The sequence below is a fragment of the Novosphingobium sp. NFX11 genome (genome assembly GCF_057376415.1).
Genome location: NZ_CP080384.1, coordinates 358923 through 378770, shown reverse-complemented (window position 1 = coordinate 378770; position 19848 = coordinate 358923). Strand labels below are relative to the sequence as shown.

Below are 19848 nucleotides of genomic sequence, written 5' to 3'. Positions count from 1 at the left end.
TGTTGCAGCGGGTCACGATCAACGCAATCGTCATTGCGAGCGTAGCGAAGCAATCCAGAGCAGTCCTACGCCGCCCTGGATTGCTTCGCTACGCTCGCAATGACGAGATGGTGCGAGGAAGACCGCATGAAACGGCTCCACAAAAACAAAACCCCCGCATCCCTTGCCGGATGCGGGGGCCTTGAAAAGCCTGTCTGGCCTTCGGCTTACGCCGGGTAGGTCCAGGCGGTGCCGCGGTCGAAGTTGTCCGAAGCGAACTTCCAGTTGAGGATGTTCTCGAGGACCGCCTTCACGTAGGCCGGACGCTTGTTCATCTGGTCGATGTAGTAGGCGTGCTCCCAGACGTCGACGGTCAGGAGCGGCACGACGTCCTTGACGAGCGCGCTGTCGGCGTCGTGGGTCGAGATCACCTTGAGCTTGCCGCCTTCGACGACGAGCCAGGCCCAGCCGTTCGAGAAGTGGTTCACCGCCTCGTTCGAGAGCGCTTCGAGCAGCGCGTCGATCGAACCGAAGTCGGCGGTGATGGCAGCGGCCAGGCTCTCGCTCGGCGCGGTCTTCTCACCCGACAGCGAGTGCCAGTAGAAGCCGTGGTTCCAGGTCTGGGCCGAGTTGTTGAACAGCGGACCGGAAGCCGACTTGGCGATCTCTTCGACCGACTTGCCTTCGTTCTCGGTGCCGGCGATCGCGGCGTTCAGCTTGTCCACGTAAGTCTTGTGGTGGGCGCCGTGGTGGATTTCCAGCGTCTTGCTCGAGATGTGCGGTTCGAGCGCGTCCTGCGCATAGGGCAGCGGCATGAGGGCGATGGTCATGGTCATGTCCTTTTTCAGGTTATTGAAGCTGGCCTGCACTTCGGCGGGAAACCGAAAAAGCGCAGAAAAGATCGCGGCCTATGTCTGACGTGCAGCGCAACAATTCAAGCGCGCAATCGCGGCATTTTGAATTTCTCATGCGAAAAAGGATGGCGGGGTTGCCGCCATCCTCTCCCGTGGTCGCCGTCGTCCTGCAAGGGGAGCAAACGCCGGCGAGCCAACCCATACCGGCCGTGTGATCCGGCCGTCAGGTTTGTCAGTTCTGCTTGTCGGCAGCGTCCTTCATCGCATCGGACTTGGCGTCGCCTGCCTTCTTGACCGCGTCGGCCTTGTTTTCCAGCGCATCTTCGGCGGCTCCGGTGGTCGCATCGGCCTGCGCGTCGATCGCGTCGGCGGCGGCGTCGGACTGGGCCTCAACGGCGTCGGCCGCCTTCTCGGTCGCTTCCTGCTGCGGGCTGTTGCAGGCGGCAAGGCCCAGCGAAGCGGCAGCGACGGCAATCATGGCAAGACGCGAAGTGGCAGTGGCTTTCATGGCGAGGAATCCTTTTCCCTGTTTATGGTATCGGGCGCGTTGAAGATGCCGAGGGGAGGACGCGCCACCTCCCGCCGCAAGGCCCGCCGAAGCGGGCCTCACTTCGAGGTCGTCGGAGCCGTGCGGTTCTTAGCGAACCGAGCCGCGACGGAAGAGGTTGACGATCGCCAGCAGGACGACCGCGCCCAGGAACGAGGCGAACAGCGACATGATGTCGAAGGCACCGCTGGTGATCGGCGCACCGCCGATGAGCGGCGTGATGATGAAGCCGGCGATCACCGCGCCGACGACGCCGACGACGATGTTCAGGAAAATGCCCTGCTGCGCATCGGTGCGCATCAGGATGGAAGCGAGCCAGCCGATGATGCCACCGACGAGGAGGATAAGAAGGAGGGTCATGGTTTCCGTCTCCGAATTGAGTTTGCTGACCCTAATAACGGGCAGTAGCCCGCAAGGTTCCGCAACAATACGAACGCCTCGTCGCAACGTGAACTTTGCCGCAACCAACCGCGCGCCCGCCGGGTTCTGGCCAGCAAGGAGGCGCGAGACGTGTATACTTCGGCCCGGAACCGCGCGGCGTCCGCCCTCGCCTCGCTGCTGATCGTGGCGGGCGGGCTGGCGGCGATGATGGCGGGACTTGCTGCGCGCATGACACCGCAGGAACGCCGCGAGACGCTCGCCGCGATCATTCCCCTGCGCGAGGAGCCGGAGAAACCCCGGCCGAAGGAAATCCCGGCCAAGGCGGATTCCACCGCCGCGAAGGGCCGTCCCTCACCTCCCAACTTGCGCAACAAGGCGACGCAGGTGGTCGCCCCGCCGCCGAAGCTGCCCCCGCTGATCGTGCCGCCGCCGATTGTCACCGCGCCGAAGGCCGGTATCGGTTCGGCCGCGCAAAGCGGCGCCTCGGACCGCCTTGGCCCCGGACAGGGCGCGGGCGGGATCGGCGATGGTGACGGCGGCGGCGGCAACGGCGACGGCGCGGGCGAAGGCGACGATACCCTCACCCGCCCGCGCCAGATCCGCGGACGCCTGCATTTCTCCGACCTGCCGCCGGACCTGCGCGAAGCCAAAAGCGGCGGTGAACTCAAGCTGCAGTACCGCATCGGCGTGGACGGGCGGGTCAGCGACTGCCGCATCCTCACCTCAAGCGGTCGCCCCGACCTCGATGCGACGACCTGCCGGCTGATCACTGAACGGTTCCGTTTCAAGCCCTCGCGCAACCGGGCGGGAGAGCCGGTGGCTGCAATCATGGTCGAGACCCACGGGTGGTATTTTCCGCCGGAGGACACGCCTTGAGAGTGGTGGGGCGCCCACCCCGTCGGCTAGTTCGCTGCGCTCGCAAGCCTCCCGGCCCTCCCGCTTGCGGGAGGGGGCAGGGGTGGGCAAGATCGGGACACCAACCCCTCCCCCGCGCGTTACCCCCGTAATCCGACACGGCACGGGTTGACGCACCCACGCCAATGGAGCCAAGACACCCCGTCGAAGTCCTCGCGAGAATTGCACCGATGCTTTCGCAAAAAACACGCTATGCGATCCGGGCCATGCAGCACCTCGCGGACAAGTACGGCCAGGGTCCGATCCCGCTGACCGACATCGCCGAGACCCAGAACATCCCGGCGAAGTTTCTCACCGTCATCCTGTCGGAACTGTCGCGCTACGGCATCGTCGCCTCGCAGCGCGGCGAGGACGGCGGCTACTGGCTGGGCGTGCCCCCGATCGACATCACCTATGGCGATCTCATCCGCGTGATGCGCGGCTCGCTGGCGCTGGTGCCCTGCGCCAGCCGCTTCGCGCACGAGACCTGCAAGAACTGCGTCGAGGAAAAGGACTGCCGCACCCGCGCGCTGATGCTGCAGGTCCGCGACGCCACTGCGGGCCTCCTCGACGGGATGCGGCTGTCGGACAAGATCGACCCCGTGCCCGCCGCCGAAGGACTGGAAGCGGTCGAGGACGTCTGAGCTTTAGCGGCTGAAAGCAAACCTTCTCCCGCGACCCCATTGTCAACTTTTACGATAGAGAATACCAAGCCCGCATCCGCCCCGCTGCGAGAGGAGATGCGCATGCGAATTGCCAAGCCCGCCGATGCGACCGCAACCGAACACCCGCTGCTCAACGAAGGCGTCCAGCACGTGATCGAGGCGCTGCAGCGCCTGCGCTTCGGCGTGATCCAGCTGACCGTCCACGACGGCAAGCTGATGCAGGTCGACGTCACCGAGCGCCGCCGCTTCAACCACTGATCGACCCGACCTGGCGAAGCCGAGCACACCGGACGACCGGGCGGCTTCTGCCTGGAGATTAATCCGCGTGGTTCCCATCCGCGCGGCATTCGCCTAGCCAGTAGATGGGGCCAACAGGCCGCGACCAGATCCAACCTGCACCCCAGGAGGAGTAAGAATGCTCGATTCGCTGCCGACACTGGCCGAAATCGCTCCCTTCATCGCCATCGGTTTCGCCGCGCAGATCGTCGACGGCGCGCTTGGCATGGCCTTCGGAGTGATCACCCAGACGCTGCTGGTCAGCGTGGTCGGTGTTCCTCCGGCAGCGGCCTCGGCCAGCGTCCACCTGGTCGAGCTGTTCACCACCGGCACCTCGGGCATCAGCCATATCCTGCACCGCAACGTGAACTGGGGCCTGTTCCTGCGGCTGGTGCCGACCGGCATCATCGGCGGCGTCGCCGGTGCCTACCTGCTGTCGAGCATCGACGCCTCGGTGGCCAAGCCCTACGTCATGATCTACCTCACCGGCATCGGCATCTACCTGATGTTCCGCGCCATCCGCATGCGCAAGCCGAGCTTCGCGGACCCCAAGTACACCGCCCCTCTGGCGCTGGCGGGCGGCTTCCTCGACGCGGCGGGCGGCGGCGGCTGGGGTCCGGTGGTCACCTCCAACCTGCTGGTGCAGGGCGGCGAACCGGCCAAGACCATCGGCACCGTCAACACCGCGGAATTCCTGCTGACCACCTCGATCTCGATCGCGTTCATCTCCACCATCGGGCTTTCGGCCTTCACGGTGGCGACGGTCGGCCTGATCATCGGCGGCGTCGTGGCGGCGCCCTTCGGCGCCCTCTTCGCCAAGCGCATCAAGCCGCGCACGCTGCTCGCGGCCGTCTCGGTGGTGCTGATCGCCACCAGCGTGTTCAGCATCTGGAAGTCGTGGCCGATCTTCTGAGGACGCCTTGCACCCTACACATTCGTCATTGCGAGCGCAGCGAAGCAATCCAGGGCAGTCTTAGGCCGCCCTGGATTGCTTCGCTGCGCTCGCAATGACGACCAAGGCTTTGCGTCAAAACGTGAACGTCACCACGACCGGGTCCGAATAGCCCCCGTCTTCGCGTACTGCCCCGCCGGAATCCGCCCATAGGCCGTCTTGGTCGCGTTGAAATTCAGCAGGTTGTTGATCAGCATCGACTGCGAGAAGCCGCCATTGCTGTTGTTCCCCCAGACCGTGGCGTAGCCCGCATCCTGATAGATGTTGTAGTTCAGCCGCGCGGCCCCGTTCGCCATCTGCCGCGCCGCCGCGTTGCCCGACGTGCCCGCACTCAGCGCAAGATCGACCGTCGCGTTCATCGGCACGCTGACCGAGATGCAGTTGGCGGTGACCGTCGCCGTCGCCGTGGTCGGCGAGGTATTGGCCGGGTTGTACGTCCCGAAGCTGAGATTGGTGGTCGAGACCGAGCAGATGCACACGAGGCACCCCGCCGCGTCCGCCGCCGCAGTGGGCGCGAGCCCGCACGCCAGTCCCCCCAGCGCCGCGAGGAACCGAGTGGCAAGCCGCATCGTCACGTCCTTTCGTTCCCGCGCACGCAAGTGACCGGCGTTGCCGCAAGCCGCGCGTCCTCGCCCAGCGCCGGGATCGGCGCCAGGCACGTCCCGCCCGCACCCGAGACGCTGAGCGTGCCCGCACCGCCGCGATAGCCTTCGAGCCAGACTTCGCCGTCGTAACCAACGACGCCGACCCCGCCTGCCCAAGCGATGCTCGATCCGGTCTGGAGCGGAATTCCCTGCGTATCGAGCACCCGCAGCCGCACGCCCCGCCCGCCCACGGTGCCGAAGCGCACCCGCACCGCCTGCCGCCAGCCCGGCGCGACGACCTGCTGCGCGGTGTCGAGGTCGTCCGCGATCGGCACTTCGGCGGCGTCGATGCCGATGTGGTTCTCGGCATAAGGCTGGAGGCCGGTGACGATCACGCCGCGCCCGCGTCCTGCCTTGGTCGGCCTCGGGCGGTTCTCGACGGTGACGGTCACCGGGGCGTCGCTGGCCACGTCGACCAGCGCGAAGCCGTCGTCGATGTGCTGGCTGGCGACGAGCGTTCCGTCCACCCTGAGCAGGCCGCCGCGCACGTTGAGTTGCACGCCCTGCTGCCCACGCCGCTGCGCTGCGTCGAGGCGGATGTCGCCTGCGCCGCTGCGATAGCCGAGCCAGCCCTCCAGCCATGCCGCTCCACCATCGCGCCCGGCCAGCGCCCGCGCGCCGAAGCCGCTGCGGTCGGGCAGGTTCTGCGTGAAAGTCGCGGCCGCACGGCCCGGCTCGGCGATCACCGAAGCATTGCGGCGCGGCCCCAGCGGAATGGTCAGCGAGCCGAACAGCCCCGCGTCGCGCCGCCCCGCGCGATAGGCGGTGTACTGCACGCCCGCCGAGAGATAGCCGCCGCGCAGGTTCGCCGTGTAGTAGGCCGAGGCGAGATCGTAGCGGGTTTGTCCTTCCCCGCCGATACCCTGCGTCAGCCGCGCATAGCTGGCATTGAGGCTGCCGATCCGTCCGAGCGAAAGCCCTCCTGCGACCGCCAGTTCGCTGCGCCCGCCGCCGTTGAGGCGGCCTTCGCCCACCTGCCGGAACTGCGCGTCGGCGCGCTCGTAGCTGGCGGTGAAGGTATAGACCGGCGTGACGCGCTGCATTTGCGCGCGCACCAGCGTCCCGGTCCCCGCTGACCCTTGCGACACCGCCCCCGCAAGCGAGACCTCGCCCACCGCGCCCAGCACCATCGCCGCGCCAAGGCCCGCCATGCGCGTGCGACCGCTGACCTCCACGCGCCCTTCAAGGGTCAGCGCATTGGTGATCCCGCGCCGCAGTCCGGCCGCCGCGAACAGAGGGCCATAGGCGAAGCTGTCGAAGCCGAAGCGCCGCCGCAGCGCGCCCGCCTCGATCGCGAATTCGGACAGGCCGGGGCGCAGCAGGCTCGGGCTCGCATAGAAGCTGCGCGTCACCTGCCGGGTATTGCCCGCAAGGTCGCGCACGCTCATCGTCACCTGCCCGGCCCCGGTAAGGCGCGGCTGGAGGGTCAGGTCGAAGGCGCCCGGCCCGACGTCCATCGACTGGCGCGACGATTGCGCCATAAGTTCAACGGTCGAAGCCGTCAGCGCGCTCCCGGAGATCACCGGCAGCGGGAAGTTGATGCTCTGCGGGTCGAGCGAGAAATCGGTGCCGAGGAACACCCCGCCATACCGCACCGGACGGCTCCACGGCGCGCCGATGCCGACGGTGTCGCCCAGCACCAGCCGCATCCGCTGCTGAGGAAAGTCCCGGCGCAGCGCGGTATCCAGCCGCACGACGCCTCCCCGCTCGCTATCGACGAGAAAGCTGGAGTCGGCGACGCCCCAAGGTCCGGAAACGCCTGCATCGACGAACCCGCCAAGCCGCGCGTGACCGTTCCAGTCGGACAGCGTCAGGTCGTAATCGAGGAACTGCGCCGGGATCGTCTGCGCCAGCGGCACGACATGGCGGCCGGGATCGAACGTGTAGCGCGGAAACAGGCTGACGTCGGCATCGACCAGCAGTGTCGCCCCGTCCGCGTCGAGCCGCGCGACAAGACCCTTCACGCGGTCCAGCGCGACGTAGCTTTCGCCGCCCAGCGTCTCGGACGCGGTCATGGAATGGGCGGCGAGGCCCCAGCTCTCGATGTCGCTGCGCCGCGCAAGGAGGTGGCCGTCATGCACGATGAGCAGGCCGGGCTCGGCGATCGCCTGCCCGTTGAGGACGACGCCGACCGGCATGGGCGCCGCCTCGGCCGCAGACTGCGCGCAGGCGGTTCCGGCGCCGATCGCAGGCGACAGGACAAGCGCAGCCGAAAGGGCTGCCGCAAGGCGGCGGGAGAGGCGCATCACCGGAGGCGACCATCAGCTCACGGCGCAGGGAGGGCGACGGTATACTCGCCCTCCTCGGCACGCACGTGGATGGAGGACAGACCCCGCGGCAGGCGCTCGGCCGGGATCAGCTGCGCCCCTCCGGCGAGGAGGTAGAAGGGCTTGCCCAGCGTTACCGTCTCGCTCGCCCCTTGCAGAGTAAGCGCCACGATCCGGGCGTGCCCGCTGCCCGTATTGGCAAGGCGCAGCCCCAGCGGCGAGGTGGAGGCGGTGAACTGCGGTGCCACGCCCTCGGCGCCCCGGAACACCGGGACCGAGAGGCGCAGCAGCGTCTGCACGACGCCCGGCTGGGCCTGCGTGGGATCGGGAAGTTCGTCGACGATCAGGCGCCACTGCCTTTCCGTCTGCGCCCCTGCATCGGCGGGCAGGCTGCAGCGCACCAGCCGCGTGCCGTGCGGCGCAATCGTCGCGATCGGCGGATTGACGACGAAGTCGGTATCGGGATCGAGAATGTCGGCACCGCCCTCGTCGCGGCTCCATGCGAAGCCGCGCACCTGCACGGTCACCGCGCGGTCGGAATCGTTGCCCAGCGTCAGCGAGCAGAAGCGGCGGCCCGAAGGTACATCGACGCGCACCGGCATCACGCTGAGCGATCCCGCCCGCGCCGGGGCGGCAAAGCCGCCCCACATGGCAACGAACAGGGCCGCCAGCAGTACCGGAGCGCGCCGAAAGGTCATCAGTAGGTCACCGTGACGGTCACCGAGTCGGTGTAGGCGCCCGCCGTGGTGTTCTGGCTGCCGGGGATGCGGCCGTAGACGGTGTAGGCGGTGGCGGAAGTCCCGGCGGTGCCCGCGACGGTGTCGGTATTGACGGTGTTGCCCCAGTTCGTGGTGCGGCCGGAATCGGAATAGAGCGCGTAGTTGAGGGTATGGCCGGAGGAATTGAGCTTGCGCAGGGTGGTCGTGCCGCCGGTCGTCGTGCCCGCATTGAGGCCGACGTTGTAGGGGTGCCCTGCGTGCAGGTGACGTTGACAGTCGCGGTCGCATCGACGTTCGAGGACGACGTCGGGTTGTAGTTGCCGAAAGCCAGCGGGCTGGCGGCGACGACGCAGGCCGACTGCACGTTGGCCGTCACCGTGATGGTGTCGGTCACCGTCGCGGCGGACGCGGCCTGGGGCACAAGGACGATACCTGCGGCAAGGGCGACCCCTGCGGCAAGCGGGCGGAGGCGGCGAGCGCCGCGGGCATGGTGAACGTTACTCATGGCAATCGTTTACCAAGACAGGGTTGCCCAGCCTTCCAACGCCCTCCCCGGTGGTTCACCTAGGAGGGCGGCAAAACGGCCTTCAGCCTCGGCCGATTCCGGCCACCACACCGCTCTGCGCCCAGCCCTCGATCTGCGCATCGGACAGGCCCAGTTCGGCAAGGATTTGCGCGGTATCCTGCCCCATCGTCGGCGCACGGCGCGGCGCGGGCGGCAGCGGGCTACCCCGAACGACACCGGCCCCGAGACCACGGTGACCGGAGTGCCGTCCTCCACCACCACATCGAAAAGCGAATCGTTCGCCGCCCCCTGCGGATCGGTGACGAGTTCGCGCAAGTTCTGCACGACCTCCCACGGCGCATCCCAGCCCGCGAACACGCCGCGCCATTCGTCGAGAGTCCGCGCGGCGAAGGCCTCGTCCAATGCCTCGAGCAGCGCCTCGCCATGCTCCACCCGGCTGTCGGCCGAAGCGAAGCGGGCGTCCTGCAGCAGCGCTTCGCGGTCGAGGCGGCGGCACAGTTCGGGCCAGTAGCGCTCGGGATCGAGGAACATGAGTTGCAGGTAGCGCCCATCGGCCGTCTGGTAGGCGCTGGTCAGGGCATGGCGGCCGGGGTTCGCCAGCTTCGCCAGTTGCTCGTCCGAGAGGGCCGCCCCCATCGTCACGTCGGCCGAGAGGATCCACATCGCCGAGGACAGCAGCGAGACTTCCACGCTCGTCGCGTCCCCGGTGCGCTCGCGATGGAACAGGGCGCTGGCGATCCCGAAGGCGACGTTCATCGCACCCGCATGATCGCCCAGCGCCGGGCGCGGGCGCGTCGGCCGCTGTCCCGGCACCGAAAGCATGTGCCCGAAACCACCCCGCGCCCAGAAGCACGAGGCATCGTAGCCCGCACGGTCCGCCTGCTCGCCCCGGAAGCCGAGCCCGTTGCCGTGGGCGTAGATGATACGCGGATTGCGCGCGCGCAGCACGTCAAGCGTCAGCCCCAGCCGCCGCAGCGCCGCCGGGCGGATGGAGGTCAGGAACACGTCGGCGGTCTCGACCAGCCGCAGCAGCAATTCGCGGCCCTCCTCTGTCTTGAGGTCGATCGCCACCGAGCGCTTGTTCCGGTTGTTCAGCTCCATCGCAAGGTTGGCCGAGGCGGTCTGGCGCCCGTCGGTGATCTTTAGGCGGCGGTACGGGTCGCCCTCGGTCATCTCGACCTTGATCACGTCCGCGCCAAGGTCCGCCATCACCGCGCCTGCGGCCGGTACGAAGACGAACTGCGCCAGCTCCAGCACCCGCACACCCTTGAATACCTGCGTCGCGAACATCCTCTTCTCCCTTTCATCTGCGAGGCTGAAGATAGCTGCGAGATATATTCGAAGCAATCGCTTGGTCAATTCCCTCAGGCTCGTCATTGCGAGCGCAGCGAAGCAATCCAGAGCTGCGTAAACCGCGCTGGATTGCTTCGCTGCGCTCGCAATGACGACTGCACCGACAACCAACGCTCGGGCGATTTCCGATTGCCCCGGCGTGAAATAGCCCGTGCGGGGCGGTCCTGCGCTTTTGCCCCGGCCGGTCCGGTGGCAAGCTGGCGGGCATAACGAAAATCGCCCCGGAGAGACCTGACCTTGCGCTATCTATCGGAAATCGGTGCCGCATGGCGCCCGCTGCTGGCGGCGACGCTGGGCATGGGTACGGGCATGTCAATCATCGGCACCGTCACCAGCGCGATCGCGCCCTCGCTCGTCGCCGATGCCGGGTGGTCCAAGGCGCAGTTCGCGATGACCGGCATGCTGGGGATGCTGACGGCGCTGTCGATGCCCTTCATCGGCCGCCTCGCCGACCTCTTCGGCGTCAAGCTGACCGCGCTGATCGGGATCGTCGCCATGCCGCTGACGATGCTGGGCTTCAGCCTCATCGGCGGCTCGTTCGAGGCCTATCTGGCGATCTTCATCTTCCAGAGCATCATTTGCGTGACGACGACCGCGACGGTCTACACCCGCCTCGTGGTGCAGCATGTCGAGCACGCGCGCGGCCTCGGCCTTGCGATCGTCGCCTGCGGCCCGGCCCTGTTCGCCGCGATCGGCGGGCCGGTCATCAACGAGTTCGTCGAGGCGCACGGCTGGTCGGCGACGTACCGGATGCTGGCGCTGTTCACGGTGCTCACCGGCATCGTCGTGTTCCTGCTCATCCCCAGCGGGCGAGCGCATGCGGCCCTCGTCACCGCGCCCAAGCGCCGCGCGCGCGACGACTACCCCGAGATCTTCGGCGAGCGGGCGTTCTGGATTCTGTTCGGCGCGATGTACTTGTGCAACCTGCCACTGACGCTGATTCTCGTGCAGCTCAAGATGCTGGTGCTCGACCAGGAATCAGCGGCGAAGGCGCCTCGATCATGTTCACCGCACTGGCGGTGGGGATGCTGCTTGGCCGCTTCGTGACCGGGGTGGCGCTCGACCGCTTCGCGCCGCAGGTGGTCTCGTTCGTGATGCTGGCTCTGCCTGGGCTCGGGCTGTTCGTGCTGGCGAGCAGCTGGGACGCGCCGGCGGTGGTGACCGCGGCGATCTTCAGCCTCGGCTTCGCGGTGGGGGCGGAAGGGGATATCCTCGCCTTCCTCGTCGCGCGGCACTTCCGGACGCAGAATCTATTCCAGCGTGCTCGGGCTGCTGACGGGGGTGTGCTCGCTGGCGGCTGCTTCGGGAGCAGCACTGCTGAGCTGGACGCTGGCGCGGACCGGCAGTTTCGACACGTTCCTGGTGACGGTGGGCACTGCGGTCGTGATGGGCGCGTTCCTGCTGCTGACGCTGCGGAAGGAACCACAGGAAGAAGAAGACGCGTCGGGAGAGCCGGTGCCGGCCTGACGTCGTCGCGGGTGTTCCTTAAAAGCACGATGAAACCACCCTTCGTCATTGCGAGCGCAGCGAAGCAATCCAGAGCGGCTCAAGACTGCCCTGGATTGCTTCGCTGCGCTCGCAATGACGATTCAGGGTGACGCGATCACTGGCAGCGCACGTGGACCTTGGTTTCCGCATTCGGGCCGCGCAGGGTCTCGAACATCGCAGGCAACTGCTCCAAGGCGATGGTGTCGGTGACGATCGCCTTGGGATCGGCATGGACATGGCCGCGTCCCAGAAGGTCGGCGATGAAAAGAAACTCCCGCATGGAATAGCCGACGGCGAAGTGCATCGACACGCACTTGTAGCTCGCGATCGCCGGGATCACCGGGTCGGGCGCGGTGCAGAACCCCAGGCTGACGATCCGCCCGAACGGCGCAGCGTGCTGGACCGCGCGGCCAAGCATCCCCGGCGCGCCCACGCCTTCCAGCACCACCTGCGGTGCACCGCCCAGCGCCTCGACGACTTCGCCCGCCTCGTTGTCCCCGAAGGCGACGAAGGCGTCCGCCCCCATCTGCAGGCACAAGTCCCGCCGCCGCGACGAGCGCGACATCGCGGTCACCCGCCCCGCTCCCAGCCGCCGCGCCCACCAGATCGCGTAGAGCGCCACCGTCCCGCCGCCGAGCACCAGCACCCGCTCGCCCGGCCGGATTCGCGCCATCTGCGTGCCGTAAAGGCTGATCGCCAAGGGTTCGATCAGCGCCCCGTCGGCCATGGAGAGCGTCTTCGGCAGCGGAGTGGCGACGCTAGCCGGTATCCGCGCGTATTGCGCGAAGCCGACCGAGGCCCGCGCGGGACTCTCCCGGCACAGCACGTTGTTGCCGTGCGCACGGCAGGTCTCGCACTGCCCGCAGGCGACCGAGGGCAGCACCGCCAGCGGATCGCCGACCTTCCAGCCCTCGACCCCGCGGCCGACCTCGACCACGGTTCCGGCGAACTCGTGCCCGAACTGGACACCGGCGCCGAAGTCCCACGCGCCGCCCCTCGTCATCGCAAGGTCGGTGCCGCAGATGCCGCAGCGGTCCACGCGGATCAGCAGGTCGCCGGGGCCGGGCTCGGGGTCGGCGATCGTCTCGATCACGATCGGCCGGCCGCTGCCGGGATAGATCGCCGCCTTCATGCCCGCGTCTCCAGCAGGTCGTAGCGCTCTATGTAAGCGCGAAACGGCTCGCGCGCCTCATCGGCGGTCATACCGTAGTCGGTGATGGAATAGCGGTGGACGCCGTGGCTGAGTTCGGGCTTCTCCTCGATCCGGTGCTGCAAGGCGGCGCGAGTTTCCTCGGGAATGTCCATGCCGATGAAGCGATAGATCGCCTCCACCGTCTCCATCGGGCGGGCGTGGAAATCGGTGTGGACCACATCGAGCACCTGACCCGGATGCCGCGCGCGCACCGCCTCGCACTTCTCCACCGCATTGGCCCACTTGGCGACTTCGCGGCGCAGCAGGTTTTCCGCGCGCTGCTGCTTGCGGTCGGGCTCCATCAGCCCGTTCATGTTCATCAGCAGCGAGACGAGGCTCGGCACCGCCTTGCCCGGATCGCGGTGAGTCTGGATCACGCGGGCGTCGGGGAACACCGCCAGCAGCAGGTCGAGATGCGCGATATGGCCGGGGTTCTTGAGCAGCCAGCGCTTGCCCGCATCATTCATGCCGATCAGCCGGACGCACCGCGCGAAGTGGGAATAGGCCGCCGCCTCGCTCTGGCACTGCCACCACGCATCGTAAGTCGCCGCCGACCAGCCGCACGACCACAAGTTCGAGACGAAAGACTGCCGCAGCAGCATGCAGCATTCGTGGACTTCCTCGGCAGCGCGGAAATGCGCGGCCCTGGCATCGGGGAGCGCCGTATACTGCGCATCCAGCCCGGCGAGGGTCTTGCGATACTGCGGATACTCCGCCCAGCGCGCCATCGGCGGGCGCGGCATCGGGCTGTCGAGCAGCCACGTCTGCAGCCCCTGAAAGCGCGGATCGACCGCGAGCAGCCGGTGCAGCGCCGTCGTCCCTGTGCGCGGCACCCCGGTGATGACCACCGGCGACAGCACCGGGGCCGCATCGAAGCCGGGGTTCGCCTTCATCGCCGCCACGGCCTGCGCCCGCCCGCGCAGCACGCCGACGACCATGCCCCATGCCGCGCGCCTGCCCTGTTCGGAAAAGCGCGGGTCGTAGTCCATCGACTGCAACAGCACGGTGAGGCCCGGCAGGTAGTCGGCCGGACCGAAATCGTCACTACCGGTCTCGGCGATGACGGTATCGTGCAACTGGCCGAGCGCATGGCGGAAGGTTTCGGGCGGATCGTAGCCGAGGTCCATCGCTCAGCCTCTCACCAGCGCCGCCGCCGCTGGCACGCGGCGACGCGGCGGCGGATCTCCTCGGAGCGCTCGGCCGGGGTGACCACGGGAGTGTCCTCGGGCAGATGGGAGCGCAGCTCCGCCAGCCTGACGCGGGTGATCGTGGGCACCGGCTCGCTGTCGCAATCGTACCAGCGGCCGTAGATGCCGCCTTCGTTGTAGCCTGCGGGGTCGAGCCAGTTGGGCACCCCCGGATCGGTCAGCGCGATGACGGCGCGGAACTTCCCGTCGCTCGACAGCCGCGCCATCGCGCCGTTGGTGCTGCTGAGGCGGTAAACATATTCCAGCGCGTTGAAGTACGGGTCGTTGAGCTGCACGTTCCAGTAGGGCGCGCGGGCGGGAATCTCGGTCTCGATGATCAGCGCCTCGTCGTCTTCCAGCTGGAAGCAGGCGGGCCAGTAGGTCTGCTTCACCAGCGCACCGGGATAGCGCACCGGCTCGAACACGTTGAAGCCGACACGGTCCTTCACCCCGTTCTGCATGGGGTAGTATAGGTCGGTCTTGCGGCGCGGCAGCTTCGCCATCTCGCCGATGCGGCGCAGGATTTCCTCGGGCGCGAGGCGCGGCTTGGGCGGCACCGGGTCGAGGCATTCGATCGACAGCACCGGGTCCACCTCGCGCTCCCAGTGGTACATGCGAAAGCGGGTGAACATGCCGCGCGCGGAGCGGTCGATCGGCGCCCAGTGGCCCTCGTATCCGGCGGGCCGCTCGGCGCTGAACACGATGGAGAAGTCCTCGCCCAGAGCGATGCCGAGGTCGTTGGTGTCGCACTCGTTGTGGCCATTGGGGCGCGGCATGGCGTCCACCGTGCCCGACAGCGCGGCCTGCGTGGTGAACGACAGGATGCGGCATGTCCCCCGGTTGCCGGAAACGCGGTAGGTCAGGTCGCCCCGGATCGGCGACTGCGTGTAGATGTCGTCCGGGTTGGGCTGGAGCGTGTAGACCGGGTTCCACAGCGGCGCCCAGTCCGGATGTTCGGCATCGGCGTGGAAGTACATGAAGTAGGAATAGGACAGGCTCGCCATGGTCTGGCGGTAGACGTCGGCACAGTAGGCCGGATCGTCAGGCCGCCAGGTCTCCGCAAGGTTCGCGACCGCGCCTTCGAGGTCGGCGAGATAGGGCAGGATGGCAGGTTCGATGTGCATGGCAGGCTCTCCCTGCCGATTTGATAGTACGCACTATCTAGATTGACGAGATGCGGCCCATCGCCCGGGCGAATTCAGCCCCCTTTCTTCGTCATTGCGAGCGTAGCGAAGCAATCCAGGGCGGTTTACGCGGCCCTAGATTGCTTCGCTACGCTCGCAATGACGAGAGGTGACGGGACGAAAAGCGGCGGCCGGTCAGCCTGCCGCCTTTTCCTCCGCCGCCGCGAACCGGCGTGCGAGCACGGCGCAGACCATCAGCTGGATCTGGTGGAAGAACATCAGCGGCAGGATGATCGCCCCCACCTGCGCCGCCGGGAACAGCACGCCCGCTAGCGGCACCCCAGTCGCGAGGCTCTTCTTCGAGCCGCAGAACAGCAGCACGATCCTGTCCTCGCGCGAGAAGCCCATGGCCTTCCCAACGAAGCTCGACACCACCATCACCACCGCCAGCACGCCCAGCGAAATCGCCGCGATCAGCGCCAGTTCACCCACCGTCACCTTGTGCCACAGCCCTTCGAGCACCGCCGCGCCGAACGCGGTGTAGACCACCAGCAGGATCGAGCTGCGGTCGACGTAGCCCAGCACCTTCTTGTTGCGGGTCACGAAACCGCCGATCCACGGGCGCAGGAAATGCCCCGCCAGGAACGGCAGCAGCAACTGCACCGAGATGTCGATGATCGGGTCCGTCGAGAACCCATGGCTCCGGCCGGTAATGAACAGCGCCGTCAGCAGCGGGGTAATGAAGATGCCCGCAAGGTTCGAGAACGAGGCGCTGACCACCGCCGCCGCGACATTGCCCCCGGCGATCGCGGTGAAGGCAATCGAGGACTGCACGGTGGAGGGCAACAGTGTCAGGAACAGCACGCCCGTCGCCAGCGAAGGCTCGATACCAGGGATCGCCCGCACGCCAAGGCCGATGATCGGGAACAGCAAGAAGGTCGTCGCGCCCACCGTCAGGTGCAGCTTCCACGCCTTGGCGCCATCGAGGATCGCCTCGCGCGAGAGCTTGGCGCCATGGAGGAAAAACAGCAGCGCAATGCCCGCATCCGCCACCCCGCCCGCGATCGTCGCCCACACGCCCTGCGCCGGCAGCACCGTCGCCAGCGCCACCGTGCCCAGCAGCATCAGCAGGAATGGGTCGATGTTCAGGCGGGCGAGCAGGCGGTTCATGCGGGGCGTTACCTCTTCAGAGCCACTTGTGCTCACGATACCATTGCGCCGTGGCCTTCAGCCCTTCGCGCGTCTCGATGCGGGGACGCCAGAGCTTGCCCGGCGGCACGGCCTCGGGCGAGACCACCCAGTCCGGATGGCTGATGTAGGCGGCGCGGTCGAGCGTCATTTTTGCACGGGGGCCGCGCAAAAATTGTCGATGCGCGCAGCCCGGTGGAGCATCACCGGAGACAGCCCGATCACGCGCGGCCGCTTGCCCAGCGCCCAGCCGATCGCGAGGCCGAGTTCGAAATGCTCCCACCCCTGCGGTTTGCCGTCATCCGGCTCGAAGACCTTGCCGGTCACCGACAGCCCGCCCGGCTCCAGCGCGACGAGCAGCCGCGCCAGATCGTCGACATGGATCATCGAGGCGCGGCCCTGCTTCGGCATCGGGATGAAGCCCCAGCGCGCCACGCGGAACAGCTCGAACATCTCCTTGTCCCGCGGGCCGTAGATCGCGGGCGGGCGCACGATGGTCCAGTCAAGCGGGCTGGCCATGACGATCTTCTCGGCCCGCGCCTTGGAAGCGCCGTAGGCCGACAGTTCCGGCTCGCGCGCGGAGAGCGAGGAGACATGGACGAAGCGCCGCACGCCCTCGCCCACGGTCGCTTCGATGAGGTTGAGGGTGCCGGTGACGTTGCCAGCCTCGAACCCGGCCGCATCGGGCGCGTTGACGACGCCCGCGACGTGGATCACCGCCTCGGCCCCGCGCACCAGTTCGACCAGCGAGGCGGGATTGCCCAGCTCGCCGCCGATCCAGTCGACATGCTCGCGCTCGGGCTGGCTGCGGCGGGTGAGTGCGCGCACGGCGAAGCCAGCCTCGATGGCCGCTTCCAGAACGGCCTGTCCGACGAAGCCGGTGGCGCCGGTCAGCGCGATGACCGGGCGGTCGATGAGAGTGCGGCGGCGGTTCATTTCAGCACCATCTGGTCGCGGTGGACCACAGCGGAGCGCGGCGAATAGCCGAGCACCTGTTCCTGCTCGCTCGAATGCAGGCCGACGATGGCGGCGCATTCGGCGGCGTCGTATTCGGAAAGGCCATGGGCGAGCACTTTGCCCGCGCCGTCGACGATGGCGACGGGATCGCCGCGCGAGAACACGCCCTCGACCGCCGTGATGCCCTTGGCGAGCAGGCTGGACCCGCGCCCGAGTGCCGCAGCGGCACCGTCGTCCACCACGATCTCACCCTTGAGACGCAGGCGGCCGCCCAGCCACGCCTTGCGCGCGGCGGCCTTGCGTCGGGGCACGAACAGGGTGCCGATGCCCTCCCGATCCTTGGCGCCCACGATGCGCGCCACCGGGCGTTCGTGCTGGCCGTTGCCGATGACAAGGCAGATGCCCGCCAGTTCCGCGATCTCGGCCGCCTGCAGCTTGGAGACCATGCCGCCCGAGCCCATGCCGGAATTCGATTCGGTGCTGGCCATCGCCCGCACCTCGGCGGTGACACCCTCGACCACCGGGATCATCTTCGCACCGGGCTGCTTGGGGTGGCGATCGTAGAGGCCGTCGATGTCGGAAAGCAGCACCACCGCACTCGCCTGCGCGGCCTGCGCCACGCGCGCGGCGAGGCGGTCGTTGTCGCCGAAGCGGATTTCCTGGGTCGCCACCGAATCGTTCTCGTTGATGACCGGCACCGCGCCCGCATCGAGCAGGCGGCTCAGCGTGGCCGTGACGTTGAGGTAACGGCGGCGGTCCTCCAGATCCTCCAGTGTCAGCAGCATCTGCGCGGCGGTGATGCCGTGCGCGCCCAGAAGCTCGGCCCAGAGGCCCGAAAGCGCGATCTGGCCGACGGCGGCGCTGGCCTGCGCGTCGGCGAGGCTGCCGCGCCCCCTTCTCCAGCCCCAGCGTCGCCGCGCCCAGCGCGATCGCGCCCGAGGAGACGACGATCACGTCCTGCCCCCGCCGGCGCGCCTCGGCGATCTCGGCCACCAGCTGCGTGATCCATGCGCGTCGGACGCCCTCCGGCCCGACGAGCAGCGCCGAACCCACCTTGATGACAAGGCGCGGCGCAAGGGAGGAATCGGCGAGGTCTGAGAGTCGGGCAATAGGCATGGGCGTGCCAGCCTCTAGGGGAAAGGTGCAGTTGAGGAAAGCGCAAGGTTGGGCGGCGATGCCCACCCCGCTGCGACTAACCTCGCCTGAGGCTCGGCAAGTCTCGCGGCCGTCCCGCAAGCGAGAGGGCGAAACCCTCTTCTCCCTCCCGCTTGCGGGAGGGGCCGGGGTGGGCCTTCAACCCGTCAGATCGGCGACCAGGGCGTGTCGTCAGCCTCTTCGCGCTCGCCGGTGGGACGTTCGGTCACGGTGGCGGCCGGAAGGTAGTCGATCACCGCGTCGAGCAGGCGCGGCATGCCCTTGCCCGTCGCGCCGGAAATCGGGAACACTTCGTCCGCGCCGGCCTTGAGCAGTTCCTTGGCGTATTCCTCCGCCAGTGCGTCATCGACCAGATCGACCTTGTTCAGCGCGACGAGGCGGGGCTTGTCGGCCAGCAACTCGCTGTAGGCTTCCAGTTCCTCCTCGACGACCTGCATCGCCTCCACCGGATCGGTGTTGGAGATGTCGATGAGGTGGACCAGCACGCGGCAGCGTTCGATGTGGCCGAGGAAGCGATCGCCGATCCCCGCGCCGTCCGCCGCGCCTGCGATCAGGCCGGGAATGTCGGTCAGCACGAACTCGCGGTGCTTGTGCATGACGACGCCGAGCTGCGGACGCAGGGTTGTGAAGGCGTAGTCGCCGACCTTCGCCTTGGCGTTCGACAGCGCGTTGATGAAGGTGGACTTGCCCGCGTTGGGCATGCCGACGAGGCCGACGTCGGCCAGCAGCTTGAGGCGCAGCCACACCCACTGCTCGATCGGCGGCATGCCGGGCTGGTGCTGGCGCGGAGCGCGGTTGGTGCTGGTCTTGTAGCTGGCGTTCCCGCGCCCGCCCATGCCGCCTTCGATGAAGGTGACGCGCTGGCCCGGCTCGGTGAGGTCGAGCAGCACGGTGTCGCGCCCTTCGTCGTCGGCGATGACCTGAGTGCCGATCGGCACCTTGATGACCAGGTCCTTGCCCGCCGCACCGTTGCGGTTCTGGCCCATGCCGTGGCCGCCGCGCGGGGCCTTGAAGTGCTGGGTATAGCGGAAGTCGATCAGCGTGTTGAGGCCGGGCACGGCTTCGAAGATGATGTCGCCGCCCTTGCCGCCGTTGCCGCCGTTGGGGCCGCCGTACTCGACGTACTTCTCACGCCGGAAGCTGACCGCACCGGGGCCACCGCCGCCTGCACGCACGTAGATCTTGGCCTGGTCGAGAAAATGCATCGGTCCTATCGCTTCCAGCGCTGATGAAGCGCCCTTTCGCGACCGGTCCCGGTCGCCGGAGGTTTTCCCTCCGCTGAACGCCGCTGGCCGCAGATAAACAAAAAACCCGGCCGTGTCTCGGGCCGGGTGATGCCCGGTTCGTCCGGACACGCCTGAATTGCGCGATACTGGTGGAGCCGAGGGGGATCGAACCCCTGACCTCGTCATTGCGAACGACGCGCTCTCCCAGCTGAGCTACGGCCCCGTTCCAGTATCAAGTCCGATTGCGTCACCGCGCTCGGGAGCGTCCCCTTAG

18 protein-coding genes, 1 tRNA gene and 3 pseudogenes are annotated in these 19848 nt (G+C 67.8%); 6 read left to right on the top strand and 16 right to left on the bottom strand.

Going from position 1 to position 19848, the window contains the following annotated elements; translation table 11 throughout:
- Window positions 1-206: 206 nt before the first annotated feature.
- From KZO24_RS01845 to KZO24_RS01835, 3 genes are all read right to left on the bottom strand, one after another.
- Window positions 207-809 carry a superoxide dismutase gene (locus KZO24_RS01845; protein ID WP_008830171.1) on the bottom strand — a complete coding sequence of 201 codons (603 nt, stop codon included), beginning with the start codon at window positions 807-809 and terminating at the stop codon, window positions 207-209.
- Between the two features lie 256 nt (window positions 810-1065).
- On the bottom strand, window positions 1066-1341 hold the full coding sequence (locus KZO24_RS01840) for a hypothetical protein (protein ID WP_008830172.1): 276 nt from the start codon (window positions 1339-1341) through the stop codon (window positions 1066-1068).
- Window positions 1342-1470: 129 nt separating this feature from the next.
- Window positions 1471-1740, bottom strand: coding sequence for a GlsB/YeaQ/YmgE family stress response membrane protein (locus KZO24_RS01835; protein ID WP_008830173.1), 270 nt, complete (start codon window positions 1738-1740; stop codon window positions 1471-1473).
- 150 nt (window positions 1741-1890) lie between these two features.
- Here KZO24_RS01835 and KZO24_RS01830 point away from each other — a divergent pair, with 150 nt between their 5' ends.
- The 4 genes from KZO24_RS01830 to KZO24_RS01815 all read left to right on the top strand — a co-directional run bounded on the left by KZO24_RS01830 (window position 1891) and on the right by KZO24_RS01815 (window position 4509).
- Window positions 1891-2637, top strand: coding sequence for an energy transducer TonB (locus KZO24_RS01830; RefSeq protein WP_271184605.1), 747 nt, complete (start codon window positions 1891-1893; stop codon window positions 2635-2637).
- Window positions 2638-2846: 209 nt separating this feature from the next.
- Window positions 2847-3299, top strand: a complete 453-nt coding sequence (locus tag KZO24_RS01825; RefSeq protein WP_486486757.1) for an RrF2 family transcriptional regulator — start codon at window positions 2847-2849, stop codon at window positions 3297-3299.
- Between the two features lie 102 nt (window positions 3300-3401).
- Entirely contained in the window at window positions 3402-3578 is a 177-nt protein-coding gene (locus KZO24_RS01820; RefSeq protein WP_008830176.1) for a YezD family protein, read from the top strand.
- A 157-nt stretch (window positions 3579-3735) separates the two neighbouring features.
- Window positions 3736-4509, top strand: a complete 774-nt coding sequence (locus KZO24_RS01815; protein WP_008830177.1) for a sulfite exporter TauE/SafE family protein — start codon at window positions 3736-3738, stop codon at window positions 4507-4509.
- A 128-nt stretch (window positions 4510-4637) separates the two neighbouring features.
- Here KZO24_RS01815 and KZO24_RS01810 read toward each other — a convergent pair whose 3' ends face one another.
- The 5 genes and pseudogenes from KZO24_RS01810 to KZO24_RS01790 form a co-directional block, all read right to left on the bottom strand.
- The gene (locus KZO24_RS01810) at window positions 4638-5117 is read right to left on the bottom strand and encodes a Csu type fimbrial protein (protein WP_486486756.1); all 480 of its coding nucleotides are present in this window, start codon (window positions 5115-5117) and stop codon (window positions 4638-4640) included.
- 2 nt (window positions 5118-5119) lie between these two features.
- Complete coding sequence (locus tag KZO24_RS01805; RefSeq protein WP_370425127.1) at window positions 5120-7438, bottom strand: fimbria/pilus outer membrane usher protein; 2319 nt, start codon at window positions 7436-7438, stop codon at window positions 5120-5122.
- A 20-nt stretch (window positions 7439-7458) separates the two neighbouring features.
- Window positions 7459-8157, bottom strand: coding sequence for a fimbrial biogenesis chaperone (locus tag KZO24_RS01800; RefSeq protein ID WP_271184603.1), 699 nt, complete (start codon window positions 8155-8157; stop codon window positions 7459-7461).
- A pseudogene (locus KZO24_RS01795) lies at window positions 8157-8683 on the bottom strand (Csu type fimbrial protein). Before KZO24_RS01795 ends, KZO24_RS01800 begins: the two are co-directional and overlap by 1 nt.
- A 9-nt stretch (window positions 8684-8692) precedes the next feature.
- A complete protein-coding gene (locus KZO24_RS01790) occupies window positions 8693-9994 on the bottom strand; it encodes a CaiB/BaiF CoA transferase family protein (RefSeq protein WP_486486755.1) in 1302 nt (433 codons plus the stop codon).
- Between the two features lie 300 nt (window positions 9995-10294).
- Between KZO24_RS01790 and KZO24_RS01785 the strand changes: the two genes are divergently transcribed.
- The gene (locus tag KZO24_RS01785) at window positions 10295-11104 is read left to right on the top strand and encodes an MFS transporter (protein ID WP_486486754.1); all 810 of its coding nucleotides are present in this window, start codon (window positions 10295-10297) and stop codon (window positions 11102-11104) included.
- Window positions 11059-11655, top strand: coding sequence for a hypothetical protein (locus tag KZO24_RS01780; protein WP_486486753.1), 597 nt, complete (start codon window positions 11059-11061; stop codon window positions 11653-11655). Before KZO24_RS01785 ends, KZO24_RS01780 begins: the two co-directional genes overlap by 46 nt.
- Before the next feature lie 5 nt (window positions 11656-11660).
- On the opposite strand, the gene KZO24_RS01775 is transcribed toward KZO24_RS01780, so the two are convergent.
- From KZO24_RS01775 to KZO24_RS01740, 8 genes and pseudogenes are all read right to left on the bottom strand, one after another.
- Window positions 11661-12677, bottom strand: coding sequence for an alcohol dehydrogenase catalytic domain-containing protein (locus KZO24_RS01775; protein WP_271184599.1), 1017 nt, complete (start codon window positions 12675-12677; stop codon window positions 11661-11663).
- The gene (locus tag KZO24_RS01770) at window positions 12674-13864 is read right to left on the bottom strand and encodes a sulfotransferase family protein (RefSeq protein ID WP_271184598.1); all 1191 of its coding nucleotides are present in this window, start codon (window positions 13862-13864) and stop codon (window positions 12674-12676) included. Before KZO24_RS01770 ends, KZO24_RS01775 begins: the two co-directional genes overlap by 4 nt.
- An 11-nt stretch (window positions 13865-13875) precedes the next feature.
- Entirely contained in the window at window positions 13876-15048 is a 1173-nt protein-coding gene (locus tag KZO24_RS01765; RefSeq protein WP_271184597.1) for a hypothetical protein, read from the bottom strand.
- A gap of 195 nt (window positions 15049-15243) precedes the next feature.
- Window positions 15244-16218: a bile acid:sodium symporter family protein gene (locus tag KZO24_RS01760; RefSeq protein WP_271184596.1), complete on the bottom strand. Its 975-nt coding sequence runs from the start codon at window positions 16216-16218 to the stop codon at window positions 15244-15246.
- Window positions 16219-16234: 16 nt separating this feature from the next.
- Window positions 16235-17172, bottom strand: a pseudogene (locus KZO24_RS01755) (NAD-dependent epimerase/dehydratase family protein).
- Window positions 17169-18309: pseudogene (gene proB / locus KZO24_RS01750) on the bottom strand (glutamate 5-kinase). Before proB ends, KZO24_RS01755 begins: the two co-directional pseudogenes overlap by 4 nt.
- A 185-nt stretch (window positions 18310-18494) precedes the next feature.
- On the bottom strand, window positions 18495-19553 hold the full coding sequence (obgE, locus tag KZO24_RS01745) for a GTPase ObgE (RefSeq protein ID WP_486486752.1): 1059 nt from the start codon (window positions 19551-19553) through the stop codon (window positions 18495-18497).
- Window positions 19554-19721: 168 nt separating this feature from the next.
- A tRNA-Ala gene (locus tag KZO24_RS01740) sits at window positions 19722-19797 on the bottom strand.
- Window positions 19798-19848 lie beyond the last annotated feature (51 nt).